This is a genomic window from Ensifer sp. SSB1, from assembly GCF_016652895.1.
Classification (GTDB): Bacteria; Pseudomonadota; Alphaproteobacteria; order Rhizobiales; family Rhizobiaceae; genus Ensifer.
Genome location: NZ_JAEPRP010000197.1, coordinates 1 through 13139, shown reverse-complemented (window position 1 = coordinate 13139; position 13139 = coordinate 1). Strand labels below are relative to the sequence as shown.

At 61.2% G+C, this 13139-nt stretch carries 10 protein-coding genes and 1 pseudogene; 1 reads left to right on the top strand and 10 read right to left on the bottom strand.

Features of this window, described 5'->3' with window-relative positions:
* The 3 genes and pseudogenes from I8N66_RS32065 to oiaX all read right to left on the bottom strand — a co-directional run.
* A pseudogene (locus I8N66_RS32065) lies at window positions 1–544 on the bottom strand (hypothetical protein); the annotation flags it as partial.
* Window positions 545–1000: 456 nt separating this feature from the next.
* Window positions 1001–2296 carry a four-carbon acid sugar kinase family protein gene (locus tag I8N66_RS32060; RefSeq protein WP_291162858.1) on the bottom strand — a complete coding sequence of 432 codons (1296 nt, stop codon included), beginning with the start codon at window positions 2294–2296 and terminating at the stop codon, window positions 1001–1003.
* Between the two features lie 3 nt (window positions 2297–2299).
* Entirely contained in the window at window positions 2300–3556 is a 1257-nt protein-coding gene (gene oiaX, locus I8N66_RS32055; RefSeq protein WP_291162855.1) for a 3-oxo-isoapionate-4-phosphate decarboxylase OiaX, read from the bottom strand.
* A 135-nt stretch (window positions 3557–3691) separates the two neighbouring features.
* Between oiaX and I8N66_RS32050 the strand changes: the two genes are divergently transcribed.
* Window positions 3692–4408 carry a transcriptional regulator NanR gene (locus tag I8N66_RS32050; protein ID WP_113536987.1) on the top strand — a complete coding sequence of 239 codons (717 nt, stop codon included), beginning with the start codon at window positions 3692–3694 and terminating at the stop codon, window positions 4406–4408.
* Window positions 4409–4411: 3 nt separating this feature from the next.
* Here I8N66_RS32050 and I8N66_RS32045 read toward each other — a convergent pair whose 3' ends face one another.
* From I8N66_RS32045 to I8N66_RS32015, 7 genes are all read right to left on the bottom strand, one after another.
* Window positions 4412–6277, bottom strand: a complete 1866-nt coding sequence (locus I8N66_RS32045) for a hypothetical protein (RefSeq protein WP_291162850.1) — start codon at window positions 6275–6277, stop codon at window positions 4412–4414.
* Window positions 6274–7308, bottom strand: a complete 1035-nt coding sequence (locus I8N66_RS32040) for a Gfo/Idh/MocA family oxidoreductase (RefSeq protein WP_291162847.1) — start codon at window positions 7306–7308, stop codon at window positions 6274–6276. Before I8N66_RS32040 ends, I8N66_RS32045 begins: the two co-directional genes overlap by 4 nt.
* 2 nt (window positions 7309–7310) lie before the next feature.
* Window positions 7311–8375 carry an ABC transporter permease gene (locus tag I8N66_RS32035; RefSeq protein ID WP_223729586.1) on the bottom strand — a complete coding sequence of 355 codons (1065 nt, stop codon included), beginning with the start codon at window positions 8373–8375 and terminating at the stop codon, window positions 7311–7313.
* Window positions 8375–9916 (bottom strand): sugar ABC transporter ATP-binding protein, encoded by a 1542-nt coding sequence (locus I8N66_RS32030; protein ID WP_291162843.1) that lies wholly within the window; start codon window positions 9914–9916, stop codon window positions 8375–8377. The genes I8N66_RS32035 and I8N66_RS32030 overlap by 1 nt, the downstream gene beginning before the upstream one ends.
* Window positions 9913–10557 carry a DUF2291 family protein gene (locus I8N66_RS32025; RefSeq protein WP_291162841.1) on the bottom strand — a complete coding sequence of 215 codons (645 nt, stop codon included), beginning with the start codon at window positions 10555–10557 and terminating at the stop codon, window positions 9913–9915. The genes I8N66_RS32030 and I8N66_RS32025 overlap by 4 nt, the downstream gene beginning before the upstream one ends.
* A gap of 68 nt (window positions 10558–10625) precedes the next feature.
* On the bottom strand, window positions 10626–11567 hold the full coding sequence (locus I8N66_RS32020) for a D-ribose ABC transporter substrate-binding protein (protein ID WP_291162838.1): 942 nt from the start codon (window positions 11565–11567) through the stop codon (window positions 10626–10628).
* Between the two features lie 123 nt (window positions 11568–11690).
* Window positions 11691–12518 (bottom strand): phosphogluconate dehydrogenase C-terminal domain-containing protein, encoded by an 828-nt coding sequence (locus tag I8N66_RS32015; protein ID WP_291162835.1) that lies wholly within the window; start codon window positions 12516–12518, stop codon window positions 11691–11693.
* Between the last annotated feature and the right edge of the window lie 621 nt (window positions 12519–13139).

Genomic DNA, 13139 nt, shown 5'->3' with positions numbered 1-13139 from the left:
CCTGCTGCTTGCGCTTCTTGCGCTCGGGCGCCTGTTGTTCTTCAGCCTGCCGCGGAGCCCCCTCGTCTACAGCGGGCTGCTGTTCCTCAGCCTGCTGCTTGCGCTTCTTGCGCTGAGGCGCCTGTTGCTCTTCGGCCTGTCGCGGCGCGCCCTCGTCTGCACCAGGCTGCTGTTGTTCGGCCTGCTGCTTGCGCTTCTTGCGCTCGGGCGCCTGTTGTTCTTCAGCCTGCCGCGGTGCGCTTTCCTCGGAACCGGGCTGCTGCTCCTCAGCCTGTTGCTTGCGCTTCTTGCGCGACGGCTCTTCTGTCTGGCGCTGCGGCTCCTCGGCCTGCGGTTGCTGTTGCTCTGTCTGGCCTTCCTCCGCGGACTTCTGCTTCCTGTGCTTCTTGAGCAGCAGCAAATCCTCGGGTGACTGCTGGTCGGCCCCTTCCTGCGCGACCTGGAACGGTGCCATCAGGCTCTCGGCCAGCGCCGGCTGAACCACGAATGATACGGCAAAGACTGGCAAGGCCACCGTTGCGAAAAGTTTGGAAGGTATCGACATGTTCTATATTCCTCTTATTGGGAGGCCCCCGCGCCAGTTGCGCTTGTCACCGGCATCATGCCGGTCGAGCGGTGCGCCTTTACGCGCGCCACAAGGGGGCCATGACCCGCGGCTCCGACTTTTTTGTGTCAGTCAAAGGCTAGTCCAAACGCCGCAGCTACCGATCGGTTCCGCTTGCGGGCCTATTCAGAAACTGCCGACCGCAGGTCGCGCGCCATTTGTATCGATCCGAAAGGCGAAAATGCGGAGCGCGTCGACGGGCGCGCGAGCGGCTCGCCGCGGTTCATGTCTCGACCGCTTCGAAACTGCGTATTGACGGCTCCGTTCGGTACGCTCGAACGGTTCGAAATGACGGAGGAACTGAAACGAACAGGCGAAGGGTCGATTGCCGAACTGATCCTGAAGTTCGCCGCTGCGCGCGCTCCCGCGCAAGCCTCAGGCTCCGCCCAAGATGCGTTAGACGCGACCGGCGCGGATCATGGAGAAATAGTCGTCGCCGCCGACCTGACCGCCCTTGAGCGCTATCTCCAGGCCGTCCGAAGGACCGCCGTGAGCGATGCAGAGTGGCGATCCGGGTGTCTGCGGGAGGGGCATCTTCAGGGTCAGGGCGGAGATTCCCATCTCGCCCAGCGCATGGCTCGACGTGTCGCCGCCGGCGACAACGACCCGTGACAATCCGGCACGCGAAACAAGGGCGGCCTGGATGCGGCCGAGCGCCCGACCGAGACGATGGCGCGCACTGTTCGACAGATCGCCCCCCCTGTCGGCTGCCGGCCCGAGCGCCGTGTACAGGATGACGCTGTGTCCCTCCCTCAACACCTTGAGTGCAGCCTCCACGGCGATCGCAATCTCCGGCCCCTCCGTTTCGCGCGACAATTCAATGGGATCGAGCATGATGCCCTCGAAGCCGTTTCCAATCGCGTGCCGGATCTGCCGCTCCGTCGTCGGCGAAACGCTGCCGGAAACGACAGCAAGTCGGTCGACCGGGCCGGCTGCGACAAAGACCGGCTTGGCGCCAAGGATCCCTTCGCTTCGCCAGGCCGGCAGCAGCGCGTATTCGACGCCCGAGGAGCCGCAAACGAAGCGACCGTTCTCCCGTCGCTGGGTCCAGAGCAGCGAACCGGCGGCGGTCTGGCTTGCCTCGTCGAGGACGTCGAGAAGCATGATATCGGCCTTCTCCGGCCGGCCGTCCGCGAGAAGTGAAACGACATCGACGAGTGCCGATGACAGCTTCGTCTGACGGGAAAGATGCCGCAGCAGATTGGCCTCATCCATCGGCGTGACCGGATGGCGCGACATCACGGGGTGACGGTCAATGCGATAGTTCACGCCCTGGTATGCGGCAAACAGTTCGCCGAACGCCGTATAGCGGCGTATCTGCGGGGCGCCCACGATGAGCGGCACGGTCTTGGCGCCGAAGACGTTGCGGCCGATCTCAATCGCGCGGCCGATACTGCCGACATGCGGAGCGGAATCGAAGGTCGAGCAAACCTTGTAGTGGCAAAGGTCTGCATCCAATGTTCTCAGCCATTCAAAGGCTTCGCGCAGACGCACGTCCATCCATTCCGGCGTCTCGCTGCGGCTCGTCCCGGCAAGACCGAACGCGCGCGCCCCGGAGAAACGCGATGATAACGCCGCGTCCGGCACCTTCAGAAACAGCACGGTTTCGACGCCATTGGAGGACAATGCCTCCATGACGTCCGTGGAGCCGGTAAAATCGTCGCCGTAGTAGCTGATCAGCGGTCGCGTCATGTCTCAGGCCGCCCTGCCATCTGCAAATTTCTCTATGGATTGCGCAAGCTCCGGGTGGTCCTTCGCATAGGTTTCCAGTGGAACTCCGGCGACGGCTGCTTCCCATGCCTGCTTGACCGCTTTCACACCGGCGCCAGGGCCACCGGGATGACTGACGATACCGCCGCCACATAGATAGAGAAGCTCGGTCGAGCCTCCCGTGGCCGCGATCGTATCCGGTGCCTGTCCACCCCATTGGCCCGAGCCGATTACCGGCAGCACCACGTCGCTTTCGGAAAACAACGGCGTACTGACAGCCCTATAGGAGCGTACGAAACTCTCATCCGGCTCCCAGTATTTTACGCGAATGCCGTTGATCTGGAATTGGTCCACACCCAGCAGGCGCCAGAACTGCTGCCAGACGGAAAACTCGAAGCCAAGGCCGGCATGGCGCGTGAGGATGTCCCAACCGTTGCGATGGGCATGCAACACGAGGCCCGAGCGCTTGCGCAGGAAGGCGAGACCGCCGAACCCGATCGAGTTGATATTGACCACGGCACAATTTCCGCCGGCTTGAAGCACCATGTCATGATTGCGCATCATCTCGTCCGGATCGGCATGACTGATGCCGAAAGCATACATGACCTTCTTGCCGGTCTTCTGCTCGTGATCGAGAATGCGCGGCATGATTTCGGCCACGCGCTCTTTTAGCGGCGAATAGGCCGGGCTCATCAGCTTTTCGTCATCCTTGATAAAATCGACGCCTGCGTCGATCAGCTCGCCAACCATCTCGGCGGTCTCGCTCGGCCGCAATCCCAGCGCCGGCTTGACGATGGTTCCGATGATCGGGCGCCCGCTCACCCCCGTCAGCGCAAAACTACCGCGCGCGCCGAACTGCGGACCGAGATGCGCCGCAGCGAACGCCTCTGGCAGCTGCATGCCGACCACGCGAATGCCGGTCATGCCCTTGATCGAGAAGACACCACCGATCGCGATCGTCATCAATGCCGAGAGATCGGTGCCGATGGCATCCAACGGGAAATCAATGTCGACATCCGCCCTGTTGAAATGGATGGCGCCGTGGGCCTCATCGGGAAAGGAAGCGCGATCCGACGAAGGCAGGCTGCGGAGGCCGACAACGCGGGCGGCCACTCGCGCCTTCAGTTCCTCTGTCTCGCCTGGCAATGCGACGAAGGTTCCCGTCGATTGATCGCTGGCAATCTTGGCCGCCAGCGCTTCCACCGAGCCAGGCGTCTCTATGCGATAGGTCAGGCGGATCATGGTTCTCTCTCAGGCCCAAGTTAAAGCTTGCTAACTGGTATAATGAGTATTTATGTTATTGCAAGCCATCCGCTGACAGGCTATTGCGGCGATGGAACTTGATGCATATTCAAACCTGTCGAAATCAGGTGACTCATGAACGTCGTTTCCGAACCGATTGTGCGCAAGAAACTGTCCGACGAGGTCTTCGCTCGGCTGAAGCAGATGATCGAAGCCGGCGAACTCAAGGCGGGCGACGATATGCCGTCCGAACGCGAACTCATGGAACGCTACGGTGTCGGTCGTCCGGCCATTCGCGAAGCCATGCAGGCGCTCGCCGGAAAGGGGCTCGTCGAAATCTCGCAAGGCGAGCGCGCCAAGGTGCTGCGCATTACCGCCGAATCCATCATCAAGCAGGTCGACCTGCCTGCAAAACTGATGCTCTCCGGTTCCGCAGACACGCTGGAGCATCTGAAGAACGCGCGCATCTTCTTCGAGCGCGGCATGATCCGTGAGGCGGCGGCCAAGGCAACCTCGTCGCATATCGCCGAACTTCACGCACTTCTCGACAAGCAAAAGCAGAGCCTTGGCGACGCGGATGCCTTCATCGATGCGGACATGGAGTTTCATCAGTGCATCGCGAGGATTTCCGGCAATCCGATCTTTGTCGCCGTCAGCGGCGCGATGCTGGGGTGGCTGAAGTCCTACCATACCGAAATGCTCATCTGGACCGGTCGCGAGAATTTCACGCTTTCCGAACACGAGGAAATCATCCGCGCCATCGAGAGCCGCGATGCCGATCTGGCCGAGCAGGCGATGGTCAAGCACCTCGAGCGCTCGCGCGCGCTCTACGCTCTCAAGACCCAGGGATAGCGCTCAAAGAGCGACATCGACACAGGCGTAGGGCGCCAGCATAAGCTGCTGCTGCACTGCGAGCTCGCCACCATCCGCGATCGTTGAAACCTTACTTGGACTTGCCGGCAAGGCGACCGTCTGCTCGTCGCAGGTGATATTCGCCAGGAGAAGCCGCTTCTGGGTGGCAAGTCCCAACACGGCATCTGGCCGGGACGTCTCGACGGCAAACAGGAGCTCGTGGGACAGGGACGCAAGTCGCGCGAGGACATGCGCCAGCGGTCGCAACTCGCCGCTGATCGTAGCTTCCCCCTGACCGGCCAAAAGCCCGAAGGGGCCGACAAGGGTCGAAAGGGTGAGAACGTCCAGCGCCGCCGGCGCAACCGTTGCCGCATAGGCCAGTGTCCAGGCAGCGCCGAACTGGCCATTGTGCCGGGGGTCGACATTCGCCATGGGGATACGCGATCCTGCCGGGTTGTCCTTCGTGGCGCTGCCGTAAGGATTTTGACGCATCGCGATCGTCGAGGGCCCAATGCGATACGGCTTGTTGCCGTAGATAGCACGGGTAGAGCTGACGACATGACGCAGCGCCTCGAAGGTCTGCATGACCGAAAGATCATCGGCAGCATGCACGAGCGGGTTCGTCGCGTGGCTGATATAGTCGATCTGATCCGGCGGCACGCGCTTGCGATTGAGCTCGGTGAAGTAACTCATCATTCCACCACCCAGCCGAAGATCGGGAAAGGCAACGCGCGCAGCAGCGTAGACGTCGCCAAGTGCTGGACATTCCGGCCACTTGCTCCCCGGCGGTGTCGACTGTCGATCGACAGACGGGCAAACAAACAGCGTATCGAGCTGGAGCCTGGCCTGATCGACCATCGCTGCAAAGTGCGCCATCTCTTCGCCGAGGGGCCTTAGGCAAGGCACCGCAAGCTCCAGCGTCACCTTGAGGCCCGAACCGGCCGCAATCGCCGCGTAACCCTTCAGTGCCTCGATGCCATGCCCTGCAGCGGGATCGAAATGGGCGATCAGATGTTCCGCCCCGATGGCCTTCAAGATATCGAGCGAAGCCAACTCTTCCCGGAGACACTCGGGTCGCAGCCCTACGCCAATCGCGGGAAGCCTGACATTCGTCGGGATGAGCCTGACGGATATCGCATCCGAACGGTCGGCTACAATCTCCGCATTCCTCTCGGCAAGGACCTCCACGGAGATCCGCTGACTGAAGCGCTCACCCATCGGCACGAGATAGGGCCAGGGCAACGCCAAAGGCCGCACGTACGTCTTGTAGGAGGCATCGGTCCAGTTGCGTTGATCCTCCATCTCGAAGACATCGCCAATGAACTTGGTTGTCGCCATGATACCGGGCGCCACACGGTGGGTGATCTGAGCAATGTTCTTGAATGGTTGCCACGGTTCGATCGTATCGGGCCAGCGTGCCTCTTCCACCGAGCCGTCATCGTGCGTAATTGCAACTGGTTCTCCTGCAACACCGATGACCGGATGCAGGACCACGAAACCAGCACGGGCGGTTTCGAAATCCGCATCGCTCACACAATCAGCAGAGAAATGCACGCTGGTCGCCGTGCCGGAGATCGCGACATCGCAATCGAGATTGGCACCGGAAGGGGCTGTAAAGCGTGCGGCATAGGTGAGTGCGAAGCCTCGCCCGTCTTCCGTGAGCCTCAGATCGCTCAGCCGAGCCCGGCAGGTGCCCCAATCCTTGTCGCGCACGAGGAACGAGATTGCACGCAGCACCTCATGGCCACCGAACCGCAAGCTGCGCAGGTTGCCGTCCTGAAAGTCGATGCTCAGTTTGCCGGCGACCAGCGTGCGGCTTTCCGGCTCGCATTCGGCAGTGCCATAGAGCCGAAACAGCTCATCCTTCATCGCAACAGGTCTCCGACGACGACGGTCTCTTCGCACTCGGCGCTGAGATAGGCAGCCTCCACCAATGCGAAGGTCTTGAGGTTGTCGCGCCCAGACGTATCAGGCGCGTGGCCGGAAGCCAGCCGCTCGATCCAGTGTCTCTGGATGAGAGCGACGCTCTCCTGGATGTTGTGCCACGGCTTCGACGCCCAGGGCAGCAGGTTCGGCGCGACGTCGCGTTCGACCGTTCCGGCCGGACCGTGGACGGTGAGCTTGTAGCCGAGCCCAAGGCGCAGCGTACCCTTGGTTCCGTCGACCTCGATCAAGGTTTGCGGGAACGGCTCCTCGGCAAGTTTCGTCGCATAGCTGACGTCGACGATCGAGGTGACACCGTTGTCGTGGCCAAGCATCATCGTCGCCACATCCTCGCCGGCGATATCCGGATTGATCCGGCGCGTGCGGGCAGACAGGCTGAGGGCGTCACCGAACAGAAAGCGGGCGATATCGAGCGAATGGATGCCGAGATCTTCGATGATGAAGCGCTTGCCCTTCGCAAGATAGGGCTGGCCGGAAAACACGTCGAAGCTGGAGCGGAACGACACGCGCCCCCAGAAGGGGGTGCCGATCTCGCCACTGTCGATGACTTCCTTGACGGCCAGGATGGGCGTCTGCCAGCGGAAGTTTTCGTGGATCATCAGCGCGATCCCCGCCTCTTCCGCCGCTGCCACCATCACCTTGGCATCGTCGAGCGTCGGCGCGATGGGCTTCTGGCAGATCGCCGGCACTTTGTGGCGCGCGGCGAGTTCGATGAGAGCACGATGACTGCCAACGGTCGTGGCAATGTCGACGAAGTCGAACCCACCTTCTGCGAACATCTCATCCGCCGACGCGTAGCGGCGAGCGACGTCGAATTGGTCGCCAACGATCTTGAGCCGCTCGGGATCGCGATCGCAGATCGCCACAATCTCGACGTCCGGCAGCTCGCGCCAAGCATGCATCTGGTTGATGGCGAAGAAGCCGCAACCGATCAGCGCGCCCTTGATCCTCGCCATTTTCAGCCCGCCTTTGCCATTTGCATGAGCGCGACACGCTGCTGCAGGCGGCGCTGAGCCTGGTCCACCACGACGGCCACGATAATCACCAGCCCCTTGATCACCATCTGCCAGAATGAGCTCACACCCATCATCACCAATCCGTCCGAGAGAATGCCGATCACGAATGCGCCGATGATCGTGCCGCCGATCGTGCCGCGACCGCCGGACATCGATGTACCACCGAGAACGGCGGCTGCAATGGCGTTGAGTTCGAGATTGGTGCCGGTCGCCGGATGCGAGGCCATGAGTTCCGACGAAATCACCAGTCCGACGATCGCCGCGCAGAAGCCGGAGAACATGTAGACGAACATCTTGACCCGATTGACCCGGATGCCCGACATGCGGGAGGCACGCTCGTTTCCGCCGACAGCGAAGATATGCCGCCCGAGCGGCACGAAGCGGGCGAAATAGGCAGCCCCCGCAGCCACGGCGATCAGGATCCAGACCGACACGGGCAATCCCAGGATCGTGCCGGAGCCGAGATAGCTGAAGCCCTGATTGCCGAGGTCCTCGCGACCCGTGAGATTGGGCAGGGTCTGGCCGTCGGAATAGAGCAGCGCCATGCCGCGCGCGACATACAGAGTGCCGAGCGTCGCAATGAAGGGCGCTACATTCAATCGGGTGATCAACAGGCCGTTGACCGCGCCGATCAGGATACCGACGACCGCAACGATGACGGCAACCTCGACGACGTTGAAATACATCGTGTAGCCGAGAGGCAGCGCCACGCCGTACATGATCAGGCCGCCCGCGATCATGCCGCAGAGACCGACGATCGAACCGACGGACAGGTCGATGCCGCCGGTGATGATGACGAAGGTCATGCCGATCGCGAGAAACGCGTTTTGCGTCGCATGCTTCGTCATCAGGATCATGTTCGCAGTCGAGAGGAAGTTCGGCGCAGCTATCGAGAAGAAGATAATCACCGCGAAGAGCGCAATGAATGTCCTCAGCTTCATCAGCGTGAGGAGCGCCGAGCCGCTGGAGAAGCTGTCGGCGGCGGCAGTTTGCGTTGCTGTCGTCATCACGCATGCATCCTTTTGGTTTTATGTCCCTCTGCGGAGGCCGAAACGATCATTTCTTCGGTCGCGTCCTTGCTGTCGACAACCGTGACCAGCCGGCCATTGCTCATCACCGCAATGCGATCGGAAAGCGCCATCACCTCTTCGAGATCGGAGGTGGAAAAGAGGATTGCCAGCCCCTCGCCCGCCAGGCGGCGCATAGTGAGGAAGACATCGGCCTTTGCGCCGACATCAATGCCCCGGCTCGGCTCATCCATGAGAAGGATTTTCGGTCCGGTCATGAGCGCCTTGCCGATCACGACCTTCTGCTGATTTCCACCTGACATCGACGTCACGTCGAATTCCGGGTTCTTCGCCTTGATCGAGAGGTTGCGGATGGCATCGGCGATCGCCTTTGCTTCACGCGCAAGGTCGATGTGAAAACCAGCCTTCAGGAACTGTCCCAGGCTCGCCATCGTCAGGTTGTCGGCGATCGACATGGACTGAACCAGCCCCTCGCGCTGCCGGTCCTCGGGGATGAGCGCCAGCCCCTCACGGATGCGCCGGGTGGTATCCCCGCCCTTGAGTTCCTTGCCTTCGACGTAGATCTTGCCGGTATAGTGTTCGTGCCGCCCCATGACGCATTCGAAGAGTTCCGAACGGCCGGCCCCCATCAACCCGTAGATGCCGAGGATCTCTCCTTTGCGCACACCGATCGAGACGTGATCGACGGCAAAGCCGCCCTGCGCCCTCGGCAGGCAGATGTTCTCGGTACGGAAGATCTCTTCGCCTGGCTTGTGATCGACCTTCTTCGCAAAGTCCTTGGCGTCCGAGCCGATCATCGAGCGGACGATCCAGCGCGTATCGATATCCTTGACCATGGCATGGCCGGTGATCTGGCCATCCTTGAGCACCGTGATGTAGTCGCCGATACGCATCAACTCTTCCAGCCGATGCGAAATGTAGACGATCGCCACACCACGCGCCTTCAGATCAGCGATCACGCGGAACAGGACATCGACCTCAGCCGCACTGAGCGCCGAGGTAGGCTCATCCATGATCAGGATGCGCGTGTCGAGCGATACTGCTCGCGCAATCTCGACGAGCTGCTGCTGGCCGATCGGCAGATCTTCCGCCAGCGTCTCGGCGGAGATCCCTGCCTCCAGGCGGTCGAGGAACGCATTGGCTTTCTTGACCTGGCCGCGGTGATCGATGCCACGGATACCGCGGGTGATCTCGCGGGTCGCAAAGATATTCTCGGCAACGGAAAGGTTGCCGAAGAGGTTCAACTCCTGAAAGACGATACCGATGCCGTGCTTGACCGCATCGGCGGGACTGTTGAGATGAATGAGTTCGCCGTCCAGCCAGATTTCGCCGAGTGTCGGCCGTTCCACGCCGGCGATAATGCGCATCATCGTCGACTTCCCGGCGCCATTTTCACCAACGAGGACGTTAACGGCCCCACGACGGAGTTTCAGATTGGCCTTCTTCAGGGCCACGATGCCGGAATAGGCCTTGGTGACATCCTTGAGTTCGAGAATGACATCCTCATTCGTATCGCTCATGCCCCACCCCCGACGGTGATCGTGGCCGGCACGAATTGTGGCAATTGGCCCTTGGCCGGCAGCGGATAGGCCCCGGTCGCCTTGATCGTCTTGCCTGTCAGACCGTCACGCGGCAGCTTTTCGAGCAATGTGCCGTTCACATGGGTGTTGAACGATTTGCCGTATTGCGCCCATTCGATCTGGTTCTTGAACTCGTTGAAGTTCACGAATGTGAGGCTGTCGCGCAGCGCCGTGCCGCGAATGGCGGGACCGATTGAAACGCGGACATCCGCCTTGCCGTCACCATCGACATCCACGTCGACATAGGCTGCTCGCGATTTCGTTTCTTCCCCGACGATCACACCGTCTATTTTTGCCGCAAAGGTCCAGGGCGCGTTGCCCTGCTTCTCCTTATGCCCATACTTCTCCGCCGCAGCGTCGACGTCACGTGCGGCAAGCGCCGAGACCTCCTGGAAGACACCGGCGCGTTGCTCGAGATAAGGCACGACCTTCGTGTCCCAGGCATCGGCAACCAGCTTGTCGGGATTGAACGCCTCAGCCGCCGTCTGCCTTTGCTCATCCTCCGTTTTGACGAGCTTGCAGCCGCCAAGCGCGAGCGCGCCGGCAAGCATGAGTGCGCATGCAGCCTGAAATCTGGGCATTCCCATTCTCCGTCATGAACAGTGAACGCAAGGCGGGGATCGGCCCGCCTTGCGCAGTCGCGGGAAGATTACTGGGAGAGCGCGAAGGTCTCGAGCTTGTCGGCATTGTCAGCGGTGATGAGCACGCAGTCCATCAGCTGCTTCTCTTCCGCCGGAGCCTTGCCGGTGGTGATGAAGTCGTGCGCCTGCTGCACAGCAAGCTGGGCCTGCGCGTAGGCCGGCTGCATGACGGTTGCCTTGATGCCGCCGGTGTTGATCGAGTCGCGCACGTCGTTCGAACCATCGAAGCCGACGACGATGACGTCCTTGCGCCCGGCCGCCTGGAGCGCTGCGATCGCCCCCATGGCCATCGTGTCGTTGCCGGCGATCACGCCCTGAATGTCGGGATTGGCCTGAAGGATCGTCTCCATCTTGGAGTAGCCCTCGGTCTGGCTCCAGTTGGCCGACTGCTGGGCAACCATCTTCATCTCCGGAAACTCGTCGATGACGTCGTGGTAGCCCTTGGAGCGGATGCCGGCGTTAAGATCGGCTTCGCGGCCGAGCAACTCGACATAGTTGCCCTTCTCACCCATCAGGCGGACAAACTCTTCCGCGCCGAGCTGGGCACCCTGGTAGTTGTTCGAGACGATCTGCGAGACGGCAATGCCGGTCGCGTTGATCTCGCGGTCTATGAGGAAGGAGGGAACGCCTGCATCCTTCGCCTTTTTCACCGCGGCAATTGACGCCTCGGATCCGGCATTGTCGAGAATGATCGCCTTCGCGCCGCGGCCGATTGCGGTATCGATCAGCTGCGACTGCTTGTTCGCGTCGTCGTCATGCACCAGCACCAGCGTTTCATAGCCGAGTTCTTTCGCCTTTGCCTCGGCACCAACCGCTTCCGCCTTGAAGAAAGGGTTGTCATGGCTCGGCGTAATGATGGCGATGAGGTCTGCCGCGAATGCCGGCATCGCGGCGCTTGCAACCAGGACGGCAGCGAAGCCGACGGTGATCAGTCTGCGGGTAACTTTCATATTCTCCTCCCAGTTAGGCACAAGACTTCCTCGGCCACCCCTCCATTGAAAGTGGCCCTCCCGTGCGATTGCTTGTTTCGGGCGAAAGCGCGGCCTCGAACGGCGCGCAATTTTGCCGTTTCGTCAGGTGATGCGATGGATGCTCGCGGCAATTTCTTCCGGCTCGAAGACCCGCCTCCAGTCGTCCTTCATGAGCACCGGCTTGCCGAATTCGATTGCCTTGTTGCAGGCGTCGGAGAACACTCCGGGCGTTTCCTCGAAGATGACCGCGCCAAGCACATTCATGTGGCCGAGCAGGAAATCGCGGGCCGCCTCCTTCGGAACACCGCGGCGAACGCATTCGTCCATGGCTTCGCGCATCACGACGAGCAATGAAGCGCAGACCGTTTCGGAAAGGCCCGGCTCGAGCAGCGCCATCTGTTCGACCGTGACGCGGTGCGAGCGCATGACCGGCGCCCATATGACCTTGGCAATCTCCTCTCCAAGGGCATAGGCGCTTTCTGGGCCCTGCATCAGTGCGGACACGATATGCTGCTTTGCCGCGATGCCGCCGAAGAAGTCGCGCTTGGCGGCCGGATCGGTCTCATCATTGAAGATGGGCGGGTGGCAGGGGTGCGTGACGAAATAGGTCAGGTCGGTGCGCGCCGGCAAATGGCCTGCAAAGGGTGCTGCAGCATCGAGCGCAACGACCATGGTACCCGGCTGCAGCTTGTCTGCGATTGCAGACGCGACCGTGCCGATCACCGTATCGGGAACGGCGAGGATGACGACGTCGGCGCCCTTCAGACCTTCATCAGCGGTAACGCAGGCGATGCCGAGCTCATTCGCAAGCCGCGCTTTTCCGGCCTCACTGACTTCGACATGCCGGACATCGAAGCGCGAACCCTTGAGGTTCTTGGCGAGCCGATAGCCCATTTTACCACCGGCACCAAACAGCGCGATCGATGTCATCGAGACCTCCCTAAATGCCGCACACCTCACCACCTCGGTCAGGTGCAAATCTCACAGCGCCATTCATCCGGCGCCGGGAGATATATTTCTCAACTGGTATAACATGTCAATAACTACCCTTGAGAATATGTTGCCGTAAGTGGTCATTGGAGGTGACGCGACGCGCCGGGAGGCGTAAACGCACATGCCGGGCGTCACCGGGCCACGATTGGGGAGGGAGCGCGCCAGGCAGCCAACGCCACCCGATCGCCGCATTGAATTCCGCATCAGAGTAAATCTGGGAGATGTCATCCTGGAGAATGGCGACGACATCTTCCGCGACGGCGTGAACGTCGCGGCAAGGCTTGAGTGGCTGCAAGGCCGGGCGGCATCGCCGTGTCGGCCGCGATGCGCGATCTTGAAGAAAAGGAGGACTCACGCGATTTGAGCTAAGCGGAAATAATTTCCGCTTCGGCTGTCTCATTGACGCGAAATGTAATCGGCGGCCAATATTGTCGCCGCGCCGCTCACGATAAAGTGAGTGCTCGCCCAGAATAAGCGCGCAGCTTCCTCGGTCTCCTACTCCGGCGACGGACGTTCGAAAGGAGAACGGAAATGCGCAAGGACGAACAAGTGACCGAT